Annotated in this window: 18 protein-coding genes; 9 read left to right on the top strand and 9 right to left on the bottom strand. The window is 63.0% G+C overall.

Going from position 1 to position 24183, the window contains the following annotated elements; translation table 11 throughout:
- The first annotated feature begins 70 nt into the window (after positions 1-70).
- The 5 genes from E6X30_RS08675 (at position 71) to E6X30_RS08655 (ending at position 8598) form a co-directional block, all read left to right on the top strand.
- Entirely contained in the window at positions 71-2488 is a 2418-nt protein-coding gene (locus tag E6X30_RS08675; RefSeq protein ID WP_316336037.1) for a DUF6049 family protein, read from the top strand.
- An 85-nt stretch (positions 2489-2573) separates the two neighbouring features.
- A complete protein-coding gene (locus E6X30_RS08670) occupies positions 2574-6590 on the top strand; it encodes a lipid II flippase MurJ (RefSeq protein ID WP_316336036.1) in 4017 nt (1338 codons plus the stop codon).
- The gene (locus tag E6X30_RS08665) at positions 6587-7135 is read left to right on the top strand and encodes a hypothetical protein (protein WP_016663514.1); all 549 of its coding nucleotides are present in this window, start codon (positions 6587-6589) and stop codon (positions 7133-7135) included. The genes E6X30_RS08670 and E6X30_RS08665 overlap by 4 nt, the downstream gene beginning before the upstream one ends.
- A gap of 72 nt (positions 7136-7207) precedes the next feature.
- Positions 7208-8257: a thioredoxin-disulfide reductase gene (gene trxB / locus E6X30_RS08660; protein WP_016663515.1), complete on the top strand. Its 1050-nt coding sequence runs from the start codon at positions 7208-7210 to the stop codon at positions 8255-8257.
- Entirely contained in the window at positions 8254-8598 is a 345-nt protein-coding gene (locus E6X30_RS08655) for a hypothetical protein (protein WP_101687205.1), read from the top strand. Before trxB ends, E6X30_RS08655 begins: the two co-directional genes overlap by 4 nt.
- Before the next feature lie 1783 nt (positions 8599-10381).
- Here E6X30_RS08655 and E6X30_RS08650 read toward each other — a convergent pair.
- The 8 genes from E6X30_RS08650 to rpmH all read right to left on the bottom strand — a co-directional run bounded on the left by E6X30_RS08650 (position 10382) and on the right by rpmH (position 15898).
- Positions 10382-11776, bottom strand: a complete 1395-nt coding sequence (locus E6X30_RS08650) for a ParB/RepB/Spo0J family partition protein (RefSeq protein WP_101687204.1) — start codon at positions 11774-11776, stop codon at positions 10382-10384.
- A gap of 12 nt (positions 11777-11788) precedes the next feature.
- Positions 11789-12658 carry a ParA family protein gene (locus E6X30_RS08645; RefSeq protein WP_316336051.1) on the bottom strand — a complete coding sequence of 290 codons (870 nt, stop codon included), beginning with the start codon at positions 12656-12658 and terminating at the stop codon, positions 11789-11791.
- Positions 12659-12689: 31 nt separating this feature from the next.
- Entirely contained in the window at positions 12690-13364 is a 675-nt protein-coding gene (gene rsmG / locus E6X30_RS08640; RefSeq protein ID WP_096882320.1) for a 16S rRNA (guanine(527)-N(7))-methyltransferase RsmG, read from the bottom strand.
- A complete protein-coding gene (locus tag E6X30_RS08635) occupies positions 13364-13888 on the bottom strand; it encodes a R3H domain-containing nucleic acid-binding protein (RefSeq protein ID WP_096882319.1) in 525 nt (174 codons plus the stop codon). Before E6X30_RS08635 ends, rsmG begins: the two co-directional genes overlap by 1 nt.
- 9 nt (positions 13889-13897) lie before the next feature.
- The gene (yidC, locus tag E6X30_RS08630) at positions 13898-14995 is read right to left on the bottom strand and encodes a membrane protein insertase YidC (RefSeq protein ID WP_070457662.1); all 1098 of its coding nucleotides are present in this window, start codon (positions 14993-14995) and stop codon (positions 13898-13900) included.
- 81 nt (positions 14996-15076) lie between these two features.
- Positions 15077-15358: a membrane protein insertion efficiency factor YidD gene (gene yidD, locus E6X30_RS08625; protein WP_070457664.1), complete on the bottom strand. Its 282-nt coding sequence runs from the start codon at positions 15356-15358 to the stop codon at positions 15077-15079.
- Entirely contained in the window at positions 15355-15801 is a 447-nt protein-coding gene (rnpA, locus tag E6X30_RS08620) for a ribonuclease P protein component (RefSeq protein WP_226998092.1), read from the bottom strand. The genes yidD and rnpA overlap by 4 nt, the downstream gene beginning before the upstream one ends.
- On the bottom strand, positions 15761-15898 hold the full coding sequence (gene rpmH / locus E6X30_RS08615) for a 50S ribosomal protein L34 (protein ID WP_016663525.1): 138 nt from the start codon (positions 15896-15898) through the stop codon (positions 15761-15763). The genes rnpA and rpmH overlap by 41 nt, the downstream gene beginning before the upstream one ends.
- Before the next feature lie 343 nt (positions 15899-16241).
- Here rpmH and dnaA point away from each other — a divergent pair, with 343 nt between their 5' ends.
- The 4 genes from dnaA to E6X30_RS08595 all read left to right on the top strand — a co-directional run bounded on the left by dnaA (position 16242) and on the right by E6X30_RS08595 (position 21524).
- Positions 16242-17831, top strand: a complete 1590-nt coding sequence (dnaA, locus tag E6X30_RS08610; protein WP_070457667.1) for a chromosomal replication initiator protein DnaA — start codon at positions 16242-16244, stop codon at positions 17829-17831.
- 452 nt (positions 17832-18283) lie between these two features.
- Complete coding sequence (dnaN, locus tag E6X30_RS08605) at positions 18284-19402, top strand: DNA polymerase III subunit beta (protein ID WP_016663527.1); 1119 nt, start codon at positions 18284-18286, stop codon at positions 19400-19402.
- A 14-nt stretch (positions 19403-19416) separates the two neighbouring features.
- A complete protein-coding gene (gene recF / locus E6X30_RS08600; protein ID WP_034371299.1) occupies positions 19417-20739 on the top strand; it encodes a DNA replication/repair protein RecF in 1323 nt (440 codons plus the stop codon).
- On the top strand, positions 20733-21524 hold the full coding sequence (locus tag E6X30_RS08595) for a DciA family protein (RefSeq protein WP_316336034.1): 792 nt from the start codon (positions 20733-20735) through the stop codon (positions 21522-21524). The genes recF and E6X30_RS08595 overlap by 7 nt, the downstream gene beginning before the upstream one ends.
- Before the next feature lie 282 nt (positions 21525-21806).
- On the opposite strand, the gene E6X30_RS08590 is transcribed toward E6X30_RS08595, so the two are convergent.
- Positions 21807-23912 (bottom strand): 5'-nucleotidase C-terminal domain-containing protein, encoded by a 2106-nt coding sequence (locus tag E6X30_RS08590; RefSeq protein WP_316336033.1) that lies wholly within the window; start codon positions 23910-23912, stop codon positions 21807-21809.
- Positions 23913-24183 lie beyond the last annotated feature (271 nt).

The following is a 24183-nucleotide window of genomic DNA, read 5'->3' as shown; positions in this document are numbered from 1 at the left end:
TGCGGATCGCTCCGCGCGCGCCACCCGTGTTTGGCACGTGGCACGAAGCTGCGCCCTCTACAGTGGTTCCATGCTTCGATCCGTGACGCGGCGCGTTTGTCGCGCCCTCTTCGTCATGGTCGCACTGTATTCGATCCTGTGTGCGGCTCTCGTGCCCGCCGGCGCGCTCGCCCAGCGGGACACCGCAGCGTACCAGTTTACCGGCCAGCAACCGCCCACGAATGTGGCACTGACCGCACCCGCCCTACCGTCGGAACCCGCCCCGTCACCGGAACCTGACGCCCGCGCGCCCCTCACGCTCGATCTTCGCGCGCTCTCCCCCGGGGCGGTGAAGCCGGGCGGTACGGTCGAAGCCCGCGTGAACATTACCAACACGGGAAGCACCCCGCTTGAGGGCGTGGCCCTGGAGCTCTCGGGGCTCACGTCGCGAGTCACGGATCGCACGGTTGCCGACGAATGGGCGGCGATGGATGCGGCGGATACATCGCACCGAGGAACGGTGCGCGGAACTTCGGCCACGCGCACGCTCGGGCCGGGCGAGGCCGCCGAGTTCACGGTGCGCGTCCCGACGGACTCTCTCGGCTACACGCGAGACGAATCACTGTGGGGGCCGCGCCGCATCGCCCTTACGGCGGTTACGGGGGCGCAGGCGTCGGCCGACGCCACCCAGTCCTCCACCGGGGGCACCGCCGCCGCAACTCTCCGCACGTTTCTCGTGTGGCAGCCCACCGCCGAAACGCCCCGGATTTCCCTCGCCTACCTCGCGCCTCTCGCAAGTGCCGATCCCGCACTCGCGGCGACCGACCCCGACGCCTTCGCCAAGGACGTTCGCGAGGGTGCCTTCGCCGCGCAGTGGGACATTGCCCAGCGTGCTGACGTGAGCTGGTGGCTCGACCCCTCCATGCTCACTGACCTCAAGGTTCCCAAAGGGATGAGTACGCTCGACGAAGCGCTGTCTAAGCTCGATCCCGCACCTTCCGACTCCACGCCGAGCCCGAGCCCTTCCCCTCCCACGACCCCCGCTGCCTCCGACGCGGGCGGCGCCGATGAACCCGCGAGCGCACCCGCCCCCGGCACAACGTGGGGGCAGGATCACACCTGGGATGAGCGCCGCTCGGCGCTCATCGACGCGGCTTCGAGTCACGACGTCACGCTCGCGCCTTTCGCCCTCGCGAGCCCGGCAACTGCCCGCTCGACCGCGAAGTTGCTGGAGAAAGAGGCCTCCGCCGCTGCGACAAGCGCGGGCCTCAGCACGGCGCCGACAGTCGTCCGCATGGAACCCGAGGCGGTCTCCGCGAAAGCGATACGCGCATCGGGCGCGAAAGTCGCTCTTGTCCCCGCCGAATCCTTCTTCTCCTCCACGAACCCCAACGTCACACCGAGCGGTTACGCGCAGCTTGCACGCAAGGGTGAATCCACGGTCGCGCTCGTCGGCTACGACACGCGTCTGACCGAACTTTCAGAGCACCTCGCTGACGCACGCGACCCCGAACTGTCCTACCAGCGGGCCCTCGCGGACACGGCACTCATCGCGGGCCAGCCGGCGTCGGCCCCGCGCACCCTCCTGCTCGCCCCGTCCGCGACCTCTTCACTGAATCCCGAGCGCACGTCGCACCTGCTCGATACCTTGAGCGCCGCGCCGTGGGTCGCCCACGCCCCTGCATCCACGCTTCTCGACGCGGCGAAGGCAGGAAAAGGCACGACCTCGATCATCGGCGAGAGTGGAAACTACTGGGTTGGCACGGTGAAGTCCGTGCGCGCGATCGGTGAGGGTTCCGACGCCAGCCCCGCCCACATCGACGCCTCGCCCGAAAAGGTGCCGGCGGGCGCAAGCGAACGGGTCGAGAAGAGCCTCACGTCGCTCACCGACGTGCGCGCGACGCTCAAGGACCCGAGCTACCTTTCCGGAGCGGTTCTTCTGGCGGCCTCGGGGGTGAGCAGCCCGTTTTTCGCGGACGCGAACGCGCACGTTCGACGGCTTTCTAGCATCGCGACGGTGACGGAAGCGAACACCCGGCGAATCTCGCTCACGCTCGCGGGAACCTACAACCTCGTCTCCAACGAAGCATCGATCCCATTTACCGTCCACAACGGATTCCCCACCCCGGCAACGCTCCAGCCCACGGTGTCGTTTTCTGACCGCATCGCAAAGACGGGCGGGAAGCTCTCACCGATCACTCTCCCCGCCCTCACGACGAGCGATCACTCCGTTCCCGTGCAAGCAGTGAAAAGCGGGAACGGCACGTTCACGGTGATGATCGCGAGCGAAAACGGGGTCATCCTCGATTCTCGCGAGAGCCAACTGAGCGTCAATCCGGAGTGGGAGAACTGGACGACCCTCGTCGCGATGGTGCTTCTTGCCGCGCTCGTCGCCATGGGCGTGATCCGCGCGGGCCGCACGAAGTCGGATGCCCGCAGCCCGGCCATCACGGCGCCCGAGGATCTTGAGAGCGTCGACGACCCCGACGCCTCCCCGCACCATTCGTGACACAGGAATTAAGGACCCGAACCGAACTATGAACAAACCGAGCACCTCCTCCGCGCGGGGCAAAGCTATGCGAGCGAGCGCCGTTATGGCTGTTGCCTCCGCGTCGACCCGACTCCTGGGTTTCGTGCGCACCTTTTTGCTCGGCATGGTGCTCGGCGGCTCGGCATCGATCGCGGCGAACGCCTATTCGGCAGCGCAAATTCTGCCGAACTCGCTGTGGATCCTCATCGGCGGCGGCACGCTCAACGCGATCCTCGTACCGGCGGTCGTGCGCGCAGCGAAGCTCCCGGATCGGGGCGAGGATTTCTGTTCGCGCCTGTTCACCCTGTTCTTCGTTGTCGCGGCGGCCATCACGACCCTGTGCACGCTTGCCGTTCCTCTCCTCACGGTCGTGGCGAACTCAAAGCTCGACCCGGGAACGGCGCAGGCCGCGACGGTTCTCGGCTATTTCATGATGCCGCAGATGATTTTCTCGTGCATCTACATCATGTTCGGGCAGATCCTCAACGCACACGAGAGTTTCGGCCCGTTCACGTGGGCCCCCGCGCTCAACAACATCATGAACATTGCAGGCTCGATCCTGTTCCTCGTTTTGTGGGGCACGCAGCCTGATGGCACGCAGTGGACGTGGGGCATGGTGCTCGTGCTCGCGTTTTCCCAAGTGGGGGGCAGCGCCGCGCAGGCCCTGCTCGTGTGGGCCTGGACGAGGAAGATCGGCCTCAAGATCAGGTTTAAGTGGGGTTTTCGCGGTCTGGGCCTACGCAAGCTCGGCACGATGGGCCTGTGGACGTTCGCCATGATGGTTATCGGCCAGATCGCGGTGTTCGCACGTCGCTGGTCAACGGGCGGTGCGGTCTCGGCGGTGGAAAAAGCGCAAGCGAGCGGGGTCGGCGCTTCCCGCGAGCTTTACCCCGCTCTCGCGGCCCTCGACTGGTCCTACACGGTTTTTATGCTCCCGCAGGGCATCATCGCCGTATCGCTCGTGACGAGTATCTTCCCGCGGATGTCGAAGCGCGTGACCGAACACGACCACCTCGGGGCCTACCGCACGTATTCGTCGATGAACAGGATTCTGTTCGTGCCGATGATCCTCGCGACCGCCGTGCTCGTTGTTCTCGCGGCGCCGATCATGTGGGTCGTTGTGGGCGGCACGAGTCCCACGGGCGCGGGTGCAAATGGGCTCGTGCTTATCGGCTACACGCTGGGACTTCCCGCGTTCGCGGCAACCTACCTCGTGACTCGCTACTTCTACGCCTATGAGGACACCCGCACGGCCTTCCTGATGCGCGTTCCCCCAACGGTGCTCTCGCTCATCGCGATCCCCGTGATCCTCTTCTGGGTCGATCCTCGCTATGCCGCTGCGGCGGGCGCTTTCGTAAGCTCGGTCGGGATTCTGATCGGGTGGCTCGAGGGCGTGTGGCACATGCGGCGCAATCTCGCCCGCAAGGGCGTCGACATGAGTCAGGTGAACTCGCTCGGTGCCGTGTCGATGGTTGCCCGTCTTCTCGTTGCCGGCCTGGTCTCAATGGCCGCGGGCTGGGGTCTCCTCGCACTTCTCGGCGATCTCACGTGGAAGGGGCGCCTCATCGCGATCGTCGTGGGCGTCATCGTTGCGGCGGTCATGACAGGGGTGTTTGCTCTTGTCGCGTGGGCGCTTCGCGTGTCTGAGATCCGCGACGCGGCAACGATGATCGCCTCCCGAGTCATGCGCAAGCGTGGCCGCGGGAAACCAGCAGAAAAGCCGCAGGAGGAGACTCCCGCCGCCGTGGAGGAAACCTCGAGCGTGCCAGAGGCACCCCGCTACGATGGTCAAACATCGGATCGAACTGTTCAAGCGAACCAAAGGATGACCGTGACCGATATTCGCAGCCTCGAGGAGCTTTTTTCCTCCCTCTCGCTGAGCCCTGCCCTGGACGGTTCGGGGCGCGGAGAATCTGGCCGCGTGCCATCGTCCACCACCGAAGGGGCGTCGTGGCATCGCGGTGTGAAGGAGAGCGGCGAGCCGATTCTCGTCTTCCTCGTGCGCGGGGAGTTTGCCGCCGATGTTCTCGATGCGGCCCGCCGCGTGTCTCTCGTGAGCGTTCCCGGCCTCGAGGCCGTCCATGACGTGCTTGAGCCGAGCGACGGCGAGTCGAAGGCGACCGCGGTGGTGTATACGGATCCGGGCCTTCCCACCCTCGCTGACCTCACCCGCGACGGCGCGCTTCGCGCAGAAACGGCCCGCACGATCGCGGGTCGCGTGACGACGACGCTCCAGGAGGCCCGTAGCAAGGGCATTCGCCACCACCACCTTGACGAGGATCGCGTGTTCGTGGATCTTGAGCACGATCAGGTGACGATCCTCGGCGCAGGTGTCGAAGATGCGGGCGACGAGGGTCTTTTGCACCTCACCGAACCCTTCACTCTCAGCCCGGACGTGCGAGCCGTGGGCCGGGTTTTGTATGTCGGGCTCGCGGGGCGCGGGCCGGAGTTTTTCGGTTCCGACGCCTCCTTCGATCCGTCGACAACGTCTCCGCGCACGGTTCCCGCCGAGCTGGGTGCGCTCACTGCGGCTCTTCTGACGCCGCTCACGCCGAATGCGCCCGCGGATGGACCGCGTCCGTTGTCGATTGAGGACGTACGCGAGGAGCTTTCACCGTGGCAATCGCTTCCGGTCACTCTCGAGGCGTACGATCCCGAGCAACACGCGGGGGCGCCTGTCCCACTCGCGGTGCGCAAGGCCGCGGGACCCATTGTCGCGGGGCCGTTTGAGCGCCAGGCGGAAGCACAGAGCAAAGCTGCGGTAAGCGATTCCGAATCGCCTGCTCCCGCCGAGAACCCCGAGGCCAATGAGAATGTCGAGGCCGAAGAGAACGCTGAGCACACAGAAACTCCCGCAAACAGCGAAGGCCCCGAAATCACCGAGGGCTCCGAGGCCCCTGAAGCCACACTGACGGGCACGGCCGAGACGGTCGACAGGCCCCTTACGGATTCTGAAAAGCCGTGGTCCGAGGTCATCGACGCCCCTCAGAACCCAAGCGCGGCAAGCACCTTCCCCGGCCACATCGACCCGAGTACGCACTACGCCCCGGCTGCGCCTGCGGAGGAACCCACGGCGCCGGTGGCGCCCGTCGCCCCTGCCGCACCCGCCCCTATTCCGGTCGCGGGTCGCGAGGAGTCCCTCGCCGAATCTCCGCGCACACCAAACACGAACGATGAACCCCACTCAGCTCCCGGCCGCCCGGCCGTGGCGCCTCCCTCGGCAGTGCAGCACGCTGCCCCTCGCGTGCGCCAAAACGCTCCCGGAGCGGGTGTCGTCATCCCCGTGCAGGGCCGCGACGCGAGCGCCTTCGACGCGAACGCTCCCGCCCCGCAAAGCCCACAGCACGCTTCAGCATTCCGCGACGTCATGGACATCGCACTCGCCTCCGACGCATCGGGGAGCACCCCGGCTTCCGGCGCCAGCACAGTGTCTCGCTCGACAACGGCGCGCGTCATTCTCGTTGCTGCCCTCCTCGCCGTCATCCTCGGCCTCGTCTGGGCGGTAACGTCCGTGACGTCGGTGGGCCGCCACAATCGAGATGTCGCCACGAGCCCGACCACGCAGGCGTCGGAAGAAAAAGCCCCGAAAGAAACCGAGGCCCCGGCTGAAAAGCCGAGCGAAAAACCAACCGAGACGCCCAAGCCCCTCGCGCCGCTCAACCAGGTGAGCATCGTGTACCCGCCGGACCCCACGAAGGCTGATAAGCCCGAGAGGGCGGGGAACATGCTTGACGGCGATCCGGGTACCGTGTGGAAGACCCAGCGGTACAACGGCGCCGATTTCGGCAAGCTTCGCGACGGGATGGGCGTCAAGCTCGACCTCGGCGAAGGTGAAGTCAAGAACGTCCGCGTCACGCCCGGCGCGCAGCAGGGCGGCACGATCGAGCTGCGCACCCTGACTGAGGACGGCCAGCTCGGCGACGTGCTCGCCTCGGGCGAGGTCGCCGCCGGCCAAGACCTCACCCTCACGCCCGAGAAGCCCGTCGACGCGCGGGCGCTTGTGCTGTGGGCCCCGAACCTCGGCGCTGTCGACGGTGGGTTCCGCCTCGAAATCGCCGAAGTGAAGGTCAATCAGGAATGATGTTCTTTCGTCGCGGCTCGCGTCGCCGCTCACGCGCGCGAGGCGAATTGAAAAGCTGGACGGGCTTCCCACCCGGGGTGTTCGCCGCTTTTCTCGTCGTGACGATTCTCCTTGGCGTCATGCTGTCGTGGGCGCTCAACCTCAGCGTGACGATGGACGCACCTGCCTCGCAAAGCATCGCCGATTCGAACTCGGCCCCTGGAACCGATAATGCCGGCCTTCCGGTACTCACCGAGTACACGCTCGGCGCCGAGGTCCAAAACCTTCTCGATACCGGAAGCCTGCAAACGCCCGCGACGTTCGACGTCACGCAGTGCCTGAAGTCCCTGTCGTCGAAAGAGTCGGTGCTTATGCTCGAGCAGGTGTCGTGGGGCGCCGACGAAAACGCGTGGCTCCTTGTGCTCGATGAGCATAACCTCACGCAAGTTCGCCGCGAGGGTGGGGAAGTTTCCGCGTCCGTCGTGCGTTCCACATGCGGAAGAAATGCCGACGGCGCCTCCGATCTCCTGTTTTCCGCACGGGTACTCGTGGATCCGAAGAGCTGACCGCGGATCTCAGCCTTCCCACCTACCCTTGTTCTGTTTGACCGTTGCGAGCTTTCGCTGTGAAAGGACATCATGACCACCTCTGAGCCTCAGACCCCGATCCTCAACACCCTCGGCGGTGGCTTCGGCATCAGCCTTGCGGGAGCGCAGACCGAGGCGGCTGAAACTGCTTCGCCTGCCGACGCTTCGGACGCCCCCGTGCGTGACATTGTGATCGTCGGTTCGGGCCCGGCGGGCTACACCGCCGCCGTTTACGCGGCGCGCGCTGGGCTGAAGCCCGTGGTCATCGCTGGCTCGCTTGATGCTGGCGGCGCCCTCATGACGACCACCGAGGTCGAGAACTTCCCCGGTTTTCCGGAGGGCATCATGGGCCCGGACCTCATGGGCAACATGCAGGAACAAGCGGAGCGTTTCGGCGCCGAGATCCTGTTCGAGGACGCTACCGACGTTGAGCTCGCAGGCGAGATCAAGACTATCCGCACCGAAAGCGGTGACGTGTTCCGCGCAAAGGCCGTCATCATCGCGACCGGTTCCGCCTACCGCAAGCTCGGCGTCGACGGCGAAGAGCGTCTTTCCGGCAAGGGCGTGAGCTGGTGTGCAACGTGCGACGGCTTCTTCTTCAAGGACAAGGACATCTTCGTCGTTGGCGGCGGCGATTCCGCTGTTGAAGAGGCAACCTTCCTCACCCGTTTCGGCAAGTCCGTTACCCTGCTTCACCGCCGTGACGCCCTGCGTGCCTCGAAGATCATGGCGAAGCGCGCGGAAGATGATCCCAAGCTTCAAATCCGTTGGAATACCCAGGTCGTTGGCATCGAGGGCGATAACGAGCTCTCGCACCTCGTGCTTGAAAATACCGTCACCGGTGAGCGTGAAACGGTTCCTGCCGATGGTCTTTTCGAGGCGATCGGGCACCTGCCCCGCTCCGATCTTTTCAAGGGCCAGATCGATATTGACGACGAGGGGTACATCCTCTGCGAGGGTCGCACGACCCACACATCCCTCGAGGGTGTTTTCGCGTGCGGCGATGTCGTCGATCACCGCTACCGCCAGGCCATCACTGCTGCCGGTTCGGGTTGCTCGGCCGCTCTCGACGCAGAGAAGTACCTCGCCACGCTCGAGTGAGCGAGCGCGAATCCGACGGTTCGCTTTCGAGCCCAGCCGTCACGTTTCACATCCATCTCTATTGGGCCTCGTGGGCGGCGCCGTCTCTTCCTGCGCCGCTCACGGCCCGAGAATTGCGCGATCTTGATCTGCCGTCCGTAAGCGTTGATGCTCATGACGTTTCGGTTGCGGAAGATTCTGAGCAGCCTGGGCCGCAATTCTCGCCTCGCGTTCTTCCCACGTGGCGCATCGTTGCGCTTCGCGGTTCCGAAGTAGTGGACGAACGAGTGCTCGAAGGTGCGTGCCCAAAGTTTGCCGTCCGCGGTGCGCTCGAAGATTTGCGGCGCGATATTGCCACCTAACACGGCGCGAACCGCCGGGACTGACGGTCGAAACGCTCTCACCGTGCAGGGCGTTACGCCGTTATGCCCAGACTTATCCACATGGTTATCCACAGCAGCTCAACTTGTCGTGGGCATTCCGGGTATGCGTGTCTGACCAGGACTTTTGTCTATGATTGCGGCCTGTGCCGGACCGCCATCGGCGCCCGGATTCCTTGGGTGGGCTTTCTCCATCGCACGTTATCCACACACCTCTTCACATATGTGAGTTAACCACCGCAACTTCACGTGGAACCCCTCTTTCCCGTCTAGCACGTCGCCCCACGCCGCCGTCCTTACCTCGCCGAGGCGGTTCGTACGGTCCGCGGAACGCATCAGTTGTGGATAGATTCCAGAAGCGGTGGTAGCACTCGAAGGGCTGTTTCCCGTGAAACCCGACAGTGTACGAACAAACACAATTAGCGATCCCTCATGCGTCAAGAACATTTCTGAAGCTAGGGTTGCTTGCCCATAGCCTCGAACACCCTTCTAAGCACGCCTTGACTCCTATACACGACATTTCACGTGAAACATCGCCAACCGACTCTTTCTTCAGCCGCACCGCAACAGCGTTGAAAATGACTTGGGCTACCAACTACCGACAGGCGTCTGCGCGACGAATCACTGTGACGAACTCGTGGCTTGCTTTTCACCACGGTTCCACGTGAAACAAATGCGTCCGCACAAGTGCTCTTAATCGACATTGTGAAAACTGGCGACAACAACATAAGCCCGCACTTTGTGCTCCAGAAACGTTATCTAAAGGGCATAAAGCGGCGTTTCACGTGGAACACCGTTAATTGGAAATACGAATATAGACTATTCCGGAAACATCCGGCTGGAGCTAATCACGTACGCGCTTCTATCTCGCGTGTTTCACGTGAAACGGTTGCAAGTAGCCGTGCCGATACAGCCCAACTCGCAAATCGTCGTATCAAAAGGTTCTATGCCAATCCAGGCCATGTTTCACGTGAAACTTGTGCCAACAAATACTCGTCGTAGAGCCGACGATTCGTACGCTTCATGATGTTTCACGTGAAACAGCGAACCTGTCTGCGCCCACCGAACGCGTTCTAGCGTGCAGGCTCCATTTGCGGTACAAAGCGAGTTTTGATTGCTAGACACGTTTAGAGAGTTTGATGTGAACCTAACTTCCCGCAAGTGCACAGCTCTCATGAGCACCAACGGCACGGGAGCGCGTAGCCGAATTGATAGGCGCAACAGCCTCGCGGCCCAGCAGTAGGGTTCCACGTGAAACAACCAGACGTACACGAATCGACGAGTACCCGCTACATTATCAGCTTTACGCTTGCGAGGGTCTCTCGGTCTTAGTGGTTTCACGTGAAACGCACGCTCGCAGCTTTGCTCGAACACGTAACCCCGGCTTTACTAGAGAATATGTTCCACGTGAAACACCGGGGGTTGCAGCCGACGGTTGAAGCCTTGAAGTAGAACGGTGCGGCCAATCTACAGGTCAGAGCAGTGCGGGAACAGCTTGGGAGTTTGGCGGTAGTGCAGTGCCACCAGAGAAATCCAGCTAAGCGCAGTCGGCCACGAATCGCATAGGGTTCCGCGAATACGGCACAGTTTCACGTGAAACTAAAAAAGGACGCACTGAGGGCCAAAAAGGGTACGTCAAATAAAACTTCCGCACATATGCGACGATGCGGCAATCTGCCACGGCCAAAAACGTTACCGACGGTTCCCGGAAAACACTTCCGCAAATATTTGACGTCTACGAGTAGGCGTCTGGGACCTGAATTGTTCAGTCCTGCGGGAGATCGACGTCCTCGAGGCCGAGCTTCGCCACGATCCGTTCGAGATCGTCGAGGTTCGTGAACTCGAGCGTAACTTTACCTTTGCGCTTACCGACATCGATGCGCACCGGTGCCTCAAGTTTCGTTGACAGCTGCGAGGTCAGGGATACCACGCGCGGGTTGTACGAGCTACGGCGGGTCACCGTGCGGGTTGCAGACGAGGACTCAACACCGTTCGCGATAAGGCGCTCAACAGCGCGAACACTCAGGCCTTCACTCACGATCCGCTGCGCGAGCTCCTCCTGGAGCTGGACATCATCGAGTCCCAAAAGCGCGCGGGCGTGGCCCGCAGAAAGCGCGCCGGACTGGAGTCGACGCTGCACGAGGGGAGGGAGGCGAAGCAAGCGCAGGGTATTAGAAATCTGCGGGCGCGAGCGCCCGATACGATCAGCGAGCTCGTCCTGGGTGCAGTTAAAGTCCTCGAGGAGCTGGCCATAGGCGGCTGCCTCCTCCAGGGGATTCAGCTGCGAGCGGTGCAGGTTTTCGAGGAGCGCATCGCGAAGAAGGTCGTCGTCGGCGGTCGAACGCACGATCGCGGGAATCGACTTGAGACCAGCGCGTTTCGCGGCCCGCCAACGGCGCTCGCCCATGACGATCTCAAAGGATTCGCCATCGACGGAGTCGGTAACGGGACGAACAACAATCGGCTGAAGAACGCCGACTTCACGGAGCGAATAAGCGAGTTCGTCCAGTTCATCCTCGTCAAAAACCGTTCGCGGGTTGCGGGGATTTTCGCGGATCTCGGCGATCGGAACCTCGACAAATTCGGCGCCCGGCACGGGCACGAGACCGTCGTGAGACGTCTGTGGGGGCGCAGCGGTAACCTGCGCATCTGATTCCGACGGCACTTCGACCGGTGCGGTCGCAGCAGCTTTCGCTGCCTTTTCGTCGTCGGCCTTACGCGCTGCCGCTGCGGACTTCGCTGTGGCCTTCTTGCCATTTCGGCGCTTCGAGCGTGCATCCCGCGCCCACGAGTCAGCGAGCTCAAGATCGGCTGCGCGCCGACGCTCGCTCGACTTATCAGTGGATTCAGATTCGGAGCTAAAGAACATGTCGGCGCCGCGTGTGCCGGCTGGCTTCGACGCGGAAGCCTTGGGCTCAGCAGGGGCGGGAGTAGCGTCGGACGCCTTCTTCGAGGGTGAGGAGGACGCGGCAGGCTTGGGCGCAGCAGACTTCGAGGAGGCGCCGGAGCGCTGTGCCGAGGTGGGCGCCTTCGTGCCGGCCGACTTCGCGGAAGGCTCGGGCGTGGGCGTGCTCTGCGCCTCGGGCTTCTCGGTTGCGGCAGGCTCGGAGCTGGGGATCAGTGCACCGATACCCCGACCAAGGCCACGTTTCTTCGCCATGATCTCCTCGTTTCAGTTCTTAGGCTCGGGGCGACGGGAAATCTCGTGCGCAGCGGCGCGGTACGCGAGAGCACCCGTGCTGTTGGGATCGTAATTCAAGACGGTTTGCGCGTAGCTCGGGGCTTCCGAAATGCGCACCGACCGGGGGATGACGGTATCGAGGGTTTGCGTGGGGAAGTGCGCACGCACATCCTCGGCCACCTGGGCCGCGAGGCGGGTGCGGGCGTCATACATCGTGAGCAGGATCGTCGAGACCACAAGGTCAGGGTTGAGGTGCTTGCGGATGAGGTCGATGTTCTTCCACAGCATCGCGATGCCCTCGAGCGCGTAGTACTCGGCCTGGATCGGCATGAACACCTCGCGCGCGGCCACAAGGGCATTAATCGTCAAAAGCCCAAGCGAAGGCGGGCAATCGATGAGAACGTACTCGAGGCGAGGAAGGCCCTTTTGCTCGCGTTCCTCGAAGTAGTCGGCAAGCGCGTTCTTGAGCCTGGATTCGCGCGCCACCATCGGAACAAGTTCGATCTCGGCACCCGAAAGATCGATCGTCGCGGGGGCGCACTCGAGAGTGTCCGCCTCGGGAGAGGGGGTCACGATCGCCGAAAGCGGCTCATCCTCGATGAGCACGTCATAAAGCGAGGCGATTTCCGGATCGTGCGGGATGCCGAGAGCCGTCGACGCGTTGCCCTGAGGGTCCGAATCGATTACGAGAACATTGAGACCGCCCTTGGCGAGCGCGACCGCAACGTTGACGGCGCTCGACGTTTTACCGACGCCGCCCTTCTGATTCGCGACGGCCATAATGCGGGTGTGTTCCGGCGCGGCGAAGGTCGCCTTCTCGAGGCGCTTGCGAAGCTCCATGTCGTTACGAAGCTGCCGCATGAGCGGTGTTTCATCGAGAGAGTTCTTCTTCTCAGCCACGACGCGGCCCCTTTCGCCCCGATACCTCACGAACGTGTGCTCGTACCACTGTAGTAGGAACCTCCACGGATGGATCTCCGAATTCCTCAACGCGAACATCGCATGCGCCAAGACGGGCGAGGGTCTTTTCTGCCTTCACAACTTCGTCGCGCGCGCTCTTGCCCTTCATCACCACGAGCTCGCCGCCGATGCGCACAAGCGGAACGGTCCACTTCGCGAGCTTATCGAGCGCCGCAACGGCACGGGCCGTCACCGCATCGAACTCCCGCTCGCCATGAAGGTCCTCAGCGCGAGCGCGCACAACCTCAACATTGACAAGATCCAGCTCCTCGACCGCTCGCTCAAGGAAGTCCACGCGGCGCTGCATCGTCTCGATGAGGGTCACGTCAATATCCTCGCGGGCAATCGCGATGACGAGCCCCGGGAGGCCGGCACCCGAACCTACATCCGCGAGCGATTCGACGAGGCCCGCGGGCCCGAGGGCACGCACCATGAGGGCGCAATTGATGACGTGCCGCTCCCAAATGCGATCGACTTCGCGGGGCCCAATGAGGCCCTCTTCCGCTCCGCGGGTACGCAGAATTTCCGCGTACTGCTCAGCGAGTACATGACGCTCACCAAAAAGGTCGCGAGCGAGAGAGTCGAGGTGTGCGGGAGCAGGAAGCATCAGTTTTCGGGGTAGATCACGACGTGGCGGGTCTTGCCCTCACCGTCGGATTCCGAGTGCAGGCCGTGGCGCTTCGCAACATCGTGCACAACCTTGCGTTCAAACGGATTCATGGGTCGAAGGGGAACGGGAACCTCGCCGTTCTTGGCCTGTTCGACGGCCTTCTCGGCAAGTTCCTCAAGCTCACTCTTGTGGCTTGCGCGGAAACCACCGATGTCCAACATGAGGCGCGAGCGCACGCCCGTCTTCGTTTGAACGGCGAGCCGCGTGAGCTCCTGGAGGGCTTCGAGGAGTTCACCCTTCGGTTCGTTGAGGGCACTCAGCTCGGCGGCGCCGCGGATCTCCACGGATGCGCGATCGCCGTCGACGTCAATGTCGATATCGCCATCGAGATCGGCGATATCCATGAGTTCTTCGAGGTAGTCGGCGGCGAAGTCGCCCTCCTCTTCGAGGCGCGCGAGGCGCTCGTCGGCGGACGTCTGAGTGTCCACCGCGTCGTTGTCAAAAGTGTCGTTCTCGCTCATCGGGAATCCTTACTTCTTCTTGCGCTTCTTGCCGAGGGCGTTGCTCTGCTTCGAGCCGCCCGCCTTCTGTGCACCGTTTTGAGCGGCCTTCTTGCGTCGCTCTTCGATCGCCTTCGCTCGCTTCTCGCGGGCACGCTGGAGCATTTCTTCATCGCTCAGCTTCCGGCCGTTTTCGTACCGCTTCGGCTGCACGCGGATGCTCTCGGCTTTGGCCGCTTCCATCTCCTGCACGCGCTTGGACTTCTTCGGCGTGAAGTCAAGCGGCTCAAGACCCTGCTTCTCACGCTTCTTGTTGATGCGCTCGTGGCGAGCCTTTTCAGCGGCGGAACCGGGGGTCGGGTTCTTCGAGATCATCCACCACTGCTGGCCAAACGTCCACACGTTGGTCGTGAGCCAGTACCCGAGCACACCGATCGGCATACCGGGACCCGAGATCACGTAGATGAACGGGAGCATATAGAGCATCATCTTCTGCGTGGACGCCATCGGGCCTTCGAGAGCCGACGGCGGCATGTTGCGCATCGTCAGCTCCTTCTGCGTCAGGAACGTCACGAGCACCATGAGTGCGATGATGACGCCCGCGATGACCTTCGCGGACATGTCGCCGGTGAGGAACGAATCGGAGATCGTCGTACCACCGAAAATGCGCGCGTTGTGGGCGCTGTCGGCTAGCTCGGGCGTGAGGATGCCGAAGCTCTTATTGCTCTTTGCGGCTTCCGGCAACTTGTAGAAAAGCACACGGAAAAGCGCGAAGAAGATCGGCATCTGAATGAGGACAGGAAGGCACGAGCCCACGGGGTTGGCGTCGTGCTCCTTGTAGACCTGCATCGTCTCGTTGGCCATGGCCTGACGGGACTCGGGATCGGTCTTGCCCTTGTACTTCTGCTGGATCGCCTTGAGCTCGGGGGCTGCCATTTGCATGCCGCGCGAGCTCTTAATCTGCTTCACGAAGAGCGGGAAAATGATGATGCGGACCACGACCGTGAGCAGCACGATCGAGAGCAGCCAGGTCCAGCCCGAATCCGGGTCCATCACGAAGGACAGGAGCTTGTGGGCCTGGACCATGATCCAGACGACGACCCACTCGATGGGGTAAAGAATGTTCAACTTCGGCCTTTTCTTCCTGCCGCTCGCATGCGCATGACGGTCATGCGATGAGCGGCGTGAGGTCGGGTGTTCGGGTCAAGCCTAGTGGGTGTGGGCGAACTCGGGGCTTTCAGTGTCCCGCCCTGTGACGGGTTTCGGGTTTGTCCACATGCCCGGTGCGGGGGTCGGGTCGATCCCGCCTCGGCCCAGAGGATTGCAGCGAAGGATCCTCCATGCGGTGAGGAGAATCCCCTTGAAAGTTCCGTGGCGGCGGATCGAGTCGAGAGCATATTGCGAGCACACAGGCGTAAACATGCACGCGGCCGGCAGGTACGGGGAAATCCCTCGCTGGTACGCGCGAATGATTCCGACGGTTGCCTTCATCCCCGTGTCCCCTCGTGCGTAGAGCTGCGCTTGGCGAGCTTGCCGAGGGCGGAGGTGAGTGCGGAATCGACTTCACTGACGAGAGTGTCGTGCCCAATGTCGTTGATGCCGGCGCGCGTGCGCACAACCACGGTTGCGTACGCGGGTAGGCGATCGAGGCGGGCTCTCATGATTTCCCGCAGCCGGCGCTTGGTGCGGCTGCGGACGACAGAGTTGCCGACCTTTTTTGACACGACAAATCCCACGCGCGGCTCCTCCTGGATCCTTTTGACCTCCGGGGAGGAAAGGACCGCGAGGTGCACGACCACGTGGGATCGGGCCGCTGACACTCCCTGGCGGGTGGTCAGGCGGAAGTCGTCGTTGTGACGTAGGCGGCTCGCTGCCCGCACGTCACGCCGCGGCTCAGGCCGAGAGGGACGCGCGGCCCTTCGAGCGGCGCGCATTGATGATGGCGCGGCCCGCGCGGGTGCTCATGCGTGCGCGGAAACCGTGCTTCTTGGCGCGGCGGCGGTTGTTCGGCTGGAACGTACGCTTGGTCATCTTTTCTCTCCAAATAAATCGGGGCCCTCGTCTCCGGGAAGGAACCGCGTGGCGGCCGGAGGGCCCGGTTAAAGACGGCCCGTGGGGCCGGTGGTTTCGGGTGTGTGCGCGAAACCGAACGCGTCGGTTCCGTGAACACAGACTGATCGAGTCTAGAATCGCGCGGCTACCCGGTCAATGGAACGAGCCTCGATTCAGCGAAGTGTGCCTAGAATCTCATGGTTATCCCCAACGATTTAACAGAGTGTGCGCCTTCTTCCACGTCATTGGGCATAAATGTGGAAAACATGGTGGATAATTATGGACGTCCGCCGCACCCCCGATTCCCACGAGGAGCCCCCGAATGGACGAGACCGCACTCGATCGCGACGCGCTGTGGGCCGAGTGCCAACAGATCCTGCGCGCCGATGACTCGGTGTCGAATCGCCACCTCGCCTACGTCACCCTCTCCAGTTTGCGAGGGTTTCTCGAGGATACGGCCCTCATTGCGGTGCCAAATGCAACGGTCAAGGACCTTTTCGAGATGCGGATCCCCGATCAGCTTCGTTCGGCGCTCTCGCAGGCGATGGGCAAGCCCGTGACGTTCGCGGTGACGATCGACCCCACGCTGGGCCTCGACGACGAGCCAGAACCGAGCGCCCCATCGAGCACCGCCCCGGTGGACAACGTTGTGGATAACTCTGTGAATTCATCGGGATCAATCCCCGTCACCCCACGTCACGATGGGGATAACTCTGTGAATGTGGCATCGCCGTGGTCCCAGCAACCGTCGGACCCCACGCCCTATTCCCCCTACACGCCCGCCGAGGGAACCGACCGAGCCGAGGCACCGGCCAGCTCCAGCGACCTCCCCACCTCCTCGTCACTCGGAAACGATTCGCGGCTCAACCCGAAGTACACGTTCGCCACGTTCGTCGTGGGCGCCTCAAACCGCTTCGCTCAGGCTGCCGCCTACGCGGTCGCCGAACAGCCCGCACTCGCCTACAACCCCCTGTTCATCTATGGCGGATCAGGCCTCGGCAAAACCCACCTCCTGCACGCGACAGGTCACTACGCCAAGCAGCTACACCCAAACATCCAGGTCAGGTACGTAAATTCCGAGGAATTCACGAACGACTTCATCAACTCGGTGCAGTCGGGCCAGTTCGGTAAGGCCCAGGAGTTCCAGCGACGCTACCGCGACATCGACATCCTGTTGATCGACGACATCCAGTTCTTGCAGCGCGCACCCGAGACCCTCGAGGCCTTCTTCCACACGTTCAACACCCTGCACAACGCGAACAAGCAGATCGTCATCACCTCGGATCTCCCACCGAAACTCCTCGGCGGCCTCGAAGATCGCATGCGCTCGCGATTCGAGATGGGGCTCATGACGGACGTGCAGCCGCCGGACCTCGAAACCCGCATCGCGATTTTGCGTAAAAAGGTCGCAGCGGAGAACAACGAGGAGGTTCCTCGCGAGGTGCTCGAGTACATCGCGGAGAACATCTCCTCGAACATCCGCGAGCTCGAAGGTGCGCTTATTCGCGTACAGGCCCTGCACTCGCTCTCGAAGCAGCCCATGGACGTTGAGCTCGCGCAGAACGTGCTGAAAGACCTGCTTACGCACGATGGGGGTGCGGAGATCACGCCGAATCTCATCATCGCGGAAACGGCGGCGTACTTCGGTTTCGGCATCGATGAAATCAAGGGCACCGCCCGCACCCGTGCGCTCGTCACGGCTCGCCAGTGTGCGATGTATCTGTGTCGTGAGCTCACCGAGATGCCGCTCATGGCGATCGGTGATGCGTTTGGCGGGCGCGATCACACGACTGTGATCCATGCCTACAAGAAAGTTTCGACCCTCATGAAAGAGCGTCGCGCCCTGTTTAACCAGGTCACGGAACTTACAGCGCGAGTGAAGGCGAACGCGCAGGAACAGGGGAGGCGCTGAGGTCCGACGGTTGCGGGCCGTGCAACGCTCCTGGTCAGGCCCGTAGTTTCCAGAATTGTGGATAACTTTGTGGAGAATGTGCACGCACGGCTCGCCTTTTGTGAGTTGCCAGCACACACGCACTCGCGAAAATGACAGTTATGCCCAATGCATCAACAGTTCCTCGTCGATCCTCACACCGAATCCGAAAGGTGTAGTTCTCGCTCTGACCAGCAATAATAGTGGTTATCCACAGCGTCAACAGGCGTAATTAAGACGGTTGTTTAAACTTGAGATGCGGGTAATGGGGAAAAGTCACGTGACAGCGCACGCTCGAGCCTCGACGATGTGGAATCCTTGGGGATGAGAATGACAAGCGTGTAATTTTGACCCGGGCGCGAAGCCAAGAATTTGGCTAAAGTTGGGAAGTACGCGCGAAGGCGCGAGAAGCTTTTTCGTAAAGGAGCCGAGGCGTGAAATTTCATCTTGATCGGGACGTGCTGAGCGATGCCGTTTCGTGGGCAACCCGCACACTCCCGCAGCGCCCCGCAATGCCCATCCTCCAGGGCGTGAGGATCGTTGCCGAAGAGGGCGAACTGAAGTTTTCGACCTTCGACTACGAAGTCAGTGCCCACATTTCCGTCGAAGCTGACATCGACGAACCAGGTGAGGTTCTCGTCCAGGGCAAGATGCTCAACGACATCGTGCGGGCGCTGCCCCACAAAACTGTGTCCGTCACGCACGAGGGCCCCAAGGTCGAAATCCTGTGTGGTTCCTCGCGGTTCTCACTCGCGACGCTCCCCGTTGCGGAATACCCCGTGCTTCCGGAGATGCCACCCGTTGTGGGCACCGTGGACTCGGGAACTTTCGCGCGGGCCATCTCGCAGGTGTCAATCGCCGCGAGCAAAGACGACGTCGTTCCCCTGCTCACCGGCGTCAAGGTCACGATCGACGGCGAAAAAGTCATGATGGCCGCGACCGACCGCTACCGCCTCGCCGTGCGCGAGTTCACGTGGAACCCCGCGAGCCCTTCAAGCGAACTGAGTGCCCTCGTACGGTCACGAACCCTTACCGAGGTGGCGCGATCGCTCAGCGGCGGCAACGTCGAGATTGCGCTCAATGAAGGCGAGACGGCAAACCTTATCGGTTTCGAATCCTCTGGCCGCCGCACGACCTCGACCCTCGTCGACGGCGATTACCCGCCCGTGCTGCGCCTGTTCCCGGACGTCACGCCGTACACCGTGAGTGTCGCGACAGCGCCCCTGATCGAGGCCGTCAAGCGCGTGAGCCTCGTCGCCGAGCGCAACACCCCCGTTCGCCTCACCTTCAGCGAGGGGCAAGTTGCCCTCGAAGCGGGCGACGGCGACGACGCACAGGCGAGCGAAGTCCTCGAAGCACAGGTCGATGGCGGCGATTTGGTCGTCGGCTACAACTCTGGCTTCCTTCTCGATGGCCTCGGTGCGCTCGGCACCGACTTCACGCATTTCTCGCTTCCCGATTCGGTCAAGCCAACCGTGCTGCGTGGCCAAGAGTCGCTCGAAGCGGCGCCGGAGGAGCACTACCGCTACCTCCTCATGCCCATGCGCATCTGAGTTCCTGATTCTCGATGCACCTCAAGGCGCTCGAACTCCTCAACTACCGCTCCTACGCACACACCCTCCTTCGCTTCACGCCCGGGATCACCGTGTTCGTGGGTGCGAACGGCCAGGGCAAAACGAACATCGTCGAGGCCCTCTGGTACCTCGCGACCCTCTCCTCGCACCGAGTCGCCCATGACGCGGCCCTCGTGCGGCGAGGCGAGAAGAGCGCAATCATCCGCGCGATGTGCGAACGCTCCGGCCGCGACGTGCGCATCGACATGCAGATCGCCCCCGGCCGCCCCAACGAAGTGCGCCTACATTCGCAACCGCTCGCACGCGCCCGCGAGGTCCTCGGGCAGGTTCGCGCCGTGATGTTCTCTCCCGAAGATCTCGCCCTCGTCAAGGGCGAGCCCGAAGGCCGCCGGCGCTTCCTCGACGAGATTCTCTTCGAAATCGCCCCGCGCTTTGCGAGCATCAAATCGGATTACGACAAGGTTCTGCGCCAGCGCAACCACCTTTTGAAGCAGATGCGGGCGATGAACAGAGGGCGCGGCGGCACATACGGGCCCTCCGACATTGGCGGCATGGACCCGCGCGAAGCTGCCGAATCGACCCTTGCCGTTTGGGATGAGCAGCTTGCGCGTCGCGGTGCCGAACTCATGCGCGCACGCCTCCACCTCGTGAATCGCTTGCGACCCCACGTTGGATACTCCTACCTGCGGGTTTCAAGCGACGAAGGCGCCGATCCTAACCTCGGTCTCGGCCCCGACGGCCGCGGCGCCGTCACGAGCCCCGCGAACATCCGCTACGCCTCGAGCATTCTCGAGGGTGACCTCGCCGCCGCGAGCGACGCTGAAACGACGCGCGACGAACCTCCGCTGCCGAGCCTCCAGCAGCTCCACGACGCCCTCCTCGCCCACATCGTCGAACGCCGCGACGACGAAATCGAGCGAGGCGTAAGCCTCGTGGGCCCCCACCGCGACGACCTCGAGATCCGCCTCAGCGACTTCCCCGCCAAGGGGTACGCGAGCCACGGCGAATCATGGTCGCTCGCCCTCGCGCTCCGCCTCGGCTCCTACGACCTCCTCACGATCGAAGAAGGCGACCTCGGCGACGGTGAACCGATCCTCATCCTTGACGATGTCTTCAGTGAACTCGATACTCACCGCCGCGAACGCCTCGGGCGCATCATCAAAGGCGCCGCGCAGGTGCTCATCACAACCGCCAACGACGCCGACATCCCCCGTTCCATCGGCGACGACGTGCACGTCATTGACGTAGTCAAGGGTTCCGCTACCGCGCGTGACGACGGACCTCGAGGGGCGAGTGGTCAGGGGGCCACGTGGTGAACGGCGATAACCGTGCATCCCTCAACCCCTACGCGCTTGGGACGTGGCAACGCCGCCCCGAGCAGGGCTACCCCGGGCAGGGTTGGCTTGAGCAGGGTTGCCCTGATGAACAAGGCGGTCACCCAGTTCCTTTAGGCGGCGCGGCGAGCAACGGCAGTGAAGCGCAGCCGCACCATGAGAAACGTGGGATCCCGGAGGGCGAGGAAAGCGTCGGAACGGAGCTGAGCGAGGACCTCGCGCCCGACCCTGATGCGCGGCCCCGTGACTTCGCGCGCCCCGAAGAGCTCGGCCGGCGCGCCCTCAACCAGGCTCGCGCCGCCGCCAAGAAGCACGGATACCGGCCGCGTGCGAGTAGGCTGACGCGCCCCAAGGGCGATCCGCGCGGCGAGCGATCGCATGGGGCGGGGTATTCGGGGGCGCGGCCCGATCCGCGCGATCCGCAGCGCCTGAACACCGTGCTCGAAAAGATGCTCGTGAACCTCGGGTGGGATCGAGGTTTGAGCGCGGGCCGTGTGCTCGCCGAATGGGACGACATCGTGGGGCCCGCTATCGCGCAGCACTGCCACATCGAGAGTTTCGAGGAGGGCGTGCTCGTGGTGAGCACCGACTCCTCCGCATGGGCGGCGCAGCTTCGAATGCTCGGCCCGCAGATCATTACGCGAATCCACGAACGGGTGGATGCCCAGGTCGTGAGCGAAATCAAGGTTGCTGGACCGAGTACGCAGTCGTGGAAAAAGGGGCGCCGCACGGTGACGTGGCGCGGCCCGCGCGACACCTACGGGTAGTGCAGCTGCGAGGGCGGTTGACTCTCGCATATAACCTCCCCGTTCCCTTTCATCACCTAAGTTCGAGCTCTTGCCGCGCTCGCCGGCCGCGCGCCGCGGTGAAAGTGGTGAAAAATCGCCCCCTCACGTAGGTAGATGGCGCTTTTTGGCCCTTTTTCACCACTTTCGTGATCGGGGGTGGTGGTGGGAGGGGGTGAGGGGTGGTGTGGGGTGTGGTTCGGGGCGCAAAGGAGGGCCGAAGCCACCCGGCTCCCGCCCTCCTTTTACAGGGCACCTATGGGATCAGGCCCGACGCCTGCGAGCGATCATCGCGCCACCCGCCGTGAGCAGCGCGAAGGCAAGGCCTGCAACGGCGAGGCTTTCCGCACCAGTGCGCGGGAGGTGGCCCGAGCCGCGACCCGCAGCAGGCTTACCGGGAGCAGCCTTACCCGGAGTCGAAGGCTCGGCCGTGCCACCGTTGCCGTCACCTGGTGTCGTGTCACCGCCATCGGCGTCGCCACTGTCGCCACCGTCGGTGGAGTCTTCCGACGGACCCTCAGCCGGATCGCCGCCCTGATCCGAGGGCTCCTCGGCACCGTCGTCGATGGGAAGATCAACCGCGGGCGCGGCCGACGTGCCCACGGTCCAGTTCTTCACGAAGAAGTTCGCCGGGTCGATCGTCTTGTTCTTGGTCGCCCAGTCGATCATGAGATCGCGGATCGCCATCTGCTCGTCGTAGACAACCTCGGCCTCCTTGACGGCCGGATAACCAGAGCCGCCCGATTGGCGATAGTTGTTGAGCGCGAGGATGAACTCGTCGTTATCCTTCACGGGGGTGCCGTCGGGCCACGTGAGGTTCTCGATGCGCTCCCCCACGGGCTTGGAAATGTTGATGTGGTAGTTCACGCCCGAGAGCACGTCGTAGGAGTAGTCGGGAATGCCGCGCGTCATGCCGTCATACTGGGCGTTCGTGACGGTCGACCAATCGTCGATCTTCGCGCCCTCCTCCTGCTGCTTGTAGTAGCGAGCCGAGTGCTCGAGGTATTCCTTGAGCTGCGCGCCGTTCATCTTCACGCCGAAGAGGGTGTTGTCGTAGATGTAGAGCGCGGCCATATCGGCGATCGTGACATCGCCCTTCTTGAACACGGCCTCGCGTGAGAACGGCGAGGCTTCAGCAACGATCGGCAGGCCTTCGTTCTCGGTGCCCTTCATCGCGCGCTTGATCTCTTCGGTCTGCACGTAGTTGATGAAGTCGAGGATCGCGGTGTCCTCCCATGCCGAAGTGGCGGCGGGCATGTCCTCGGTGGCCTTGGCGACGACGGTCTCGACCCATTTCTTGGTCTTCTCGTGCCAATCGGAAATGAGCTTTTCAATCTCCGGATCAGCCGCGTAATCCGCGGCTTTGACGGCTTCGGCGCTCGGCTTCTCCTTCTCGTTCCAGTCGACAACAACCTTGCCATTGTCGAGGCTCAGTGGGATCGTCACGTTCGAAAGGAAACGCCCGTGGTAGCCGGGCTGCGTGAAGAGAACCTCGTGACCGTCCTTGTTGGTGTAGTAGTTCTGCACCTGGTCGGTCTGGTGCGAGTGGCCACCGATCACGACGTCGACACCGGAGGTGTTTTCGGCGATCGAGCGCGCGGCATTCTCTTGAAGGTCAGCGGCGTTCCACTCGTAGCCCTCCGGGTCGAGGCCAGTGTGAGCGAGAACGACGACGATGTCTGCACCCTTCTCCTTGACCTCGGGAACGTACTTCTGGACGGCCTCGACCTGGTCGCCGAAGTTAAGGGACTCAACCTTCTTGCCGTCCCAGCCGGGGATGCCGGGCGTGACGACGCCGATCACGGCGATCTTCACGTCGTGGCCGTCGGCAGTGGTCTTGTTGATGAAGGTGTAGGGATCGAGGTAGGACTTGCCGGTCTTTTTATCGGTGACGTTAGCGCCGAGGAGAGGGAATTCGAGGGCGCCCTTGTAGTCCTGGAGTTCGTCGAGGCCGTAGTTGAACTCATGGTTGCCCACGACGCCAGCGTCGTACTTGAGGTGGTTGTAGATCGTCGCGATCGGGTCAACGTCGCCCTTGGCGTGGTCGCGCTTGTAGACCGTCTCGAGGGAGGAACCCTGGTTGGCGTCGCCGTTGTCGAGGAGAGCAACGGCGTTCTCGCCCTTGTCCTTGCGGATCTCCGTGATCGCGGTTGCGAGGTGGTCCATGCCGCGAAGGTTCTTCGGATTCTCCTTCGTGCCGAAGGGCTCGCCCGTGAAGTAGTTGTAGTTCAGCGCCGTGCCGTGAGTGTCGGTCGTCGCAAGAATCGTGATGTCTTTGATGTCGGTTCGGTCGCCGTCGGTCGCGAACGCGGGGGCGCCCGCGGTCAAAAAGAGTAGGCCTGTGAGCGCAGCTGCCGTTGCTTTGCGCATGGGATCTCCTGGTGAGGGTGGGGGACAATAACGGGCTTTTCGGAATTTAAGCGCAGAAAGTTACGGGTGGGTGAACGGCGGGGCCGGCACGGAGTCGCCTTGGCAGGGCCGGAAAGTTCCGACGGATGACCAGGTCTTTCGTTTTTTCCGTGTCATTTTTTGAGCAACCGGTCACTTAAGTCCCGCAATGTGTCTAGGCTTCTGTGATAACTGAGTCACAGAGCCGCTTCTCGTTCTTCCCTTGGCCCCGGCCCGGCGCGTTGCAGATCCC

Origin of the sequence: Dermabacter sp. (genome assembly GCF_032550575.1) — a bacterium.
Classification (GTDB): domain Bacteria; phylum Actinomycetota; class Actinomycetes; order Actinomycetales; family Dermabacteraceae; genus Dermabacter; species Dermabacter hominis.
This window is presented reverse-complemented; position numbering and strand designations above follow the sequence as displayed.

What these genes read in the sequence shown, in the direction of transcription:
- E6X30_RS08675 (WP_316336037.1), top strand. Translation starts at nt 71, where the DNA reads ATGCTTCGATCCGTGACGCGGCGCGTTTGTCGCGCCCTCTTCGTCATG.
- rnpA (WP_226998092.1), bottom strand. Translation starts at nt 15,801, where the DNA reads ATGCGCGCCGCTCGAAGGGCCGCGCGTCCCTCTCGGCCTGAGCCGCGG.
- E6X30_RS08650 (WP_101687204.1), bottom strand. Translation starts at nt 11,776, where the DNA reads ATGGCGAAGAAACGTGGCCTTGGTCGGGGTATCGGTGCACTGATCCCC.
- trxB (WP_016663515.1), top strand. Translation starts at nt 7,208, where the DNA reads ATGACCACCTCTGAGCCTCAGACCCCGATCCTCAACACCCTCGGCGGT.
- E6X30_RS08670 (WP_316336036.1), top strand. Translation starts at nt 2,574, where the DNA reads ATGGCTGTTGCCTCCGCGTCGACCCGACTCCTGGGTTTCGTGCGCACC.
- rpmH (WP_016663525.1), bottom strand. Translation starts at nt 15,898, where the DNA reads ATGACCAAGCGTACGTTCCAGCCGAACAACCGCCGCCGCGCCAAGAAG.
- rsmG (WP_096882320.1), bottom strand. Translation starts at nt 13,364, where the DNA reads ATGCTTCCTGCTCCCGCACACCTCGACTCTCTCGCTCGCGACCTTTTT.
- dnaA (WP_070457667.1), top strand. Translation starts at nt 16,242, where the DNA reads ATGGACGAGACCGCACTCGATCGCGACGCGCTGTGGGCCGAGTGCCAA.
- E6X30_RS08590 (WP_316336033.1), bottom strand. Translation starts at nt 23,912, where the DNA reads ATGCGCAAAGCAACGGCAGCTGCGCTCACAGGCCTACTCTTTTTGACC.
- E6X30_RS08645 (WP_316336051.1), bottom strand. Translation starts at nt 12,658, where the DNA reads ATGCGGCAGCTTCGTAACGACATGGAGCTTCGCAAGCGCCTCGAGAAG.
- E6X30_RS08665 (WP_016663514.1), top strand. Translation starts at nt 6,587, where the DNA reads ATGATGTTCTTTCGTCGCGGCTCGCGTCGCCGCTCACGCGCGCGAGGC.
- E6X30_RS08635 (WP_096882319.1), bottom strand. Translation starts at nt 13,888, where the DNA reads ATGAGCGAGAACGACACTTTTGACAACGACGCGGTGGACACTCAGACG.
- recF (WP_034371299.1), top strand. Translation starts at nt 19,417, where the DNA reads ATGCACCTCAAGGCGCTCGAACTCCTCAACTACCGCTCCTACGCACAC.
- yidD (WP_070457664.1), bottom strand. Translation starts at nt 15,358, where the DNA reads ATGAAGGCAACCGTCGGAATCATTCGCGCGTACCAGCGAGGGATTTCC.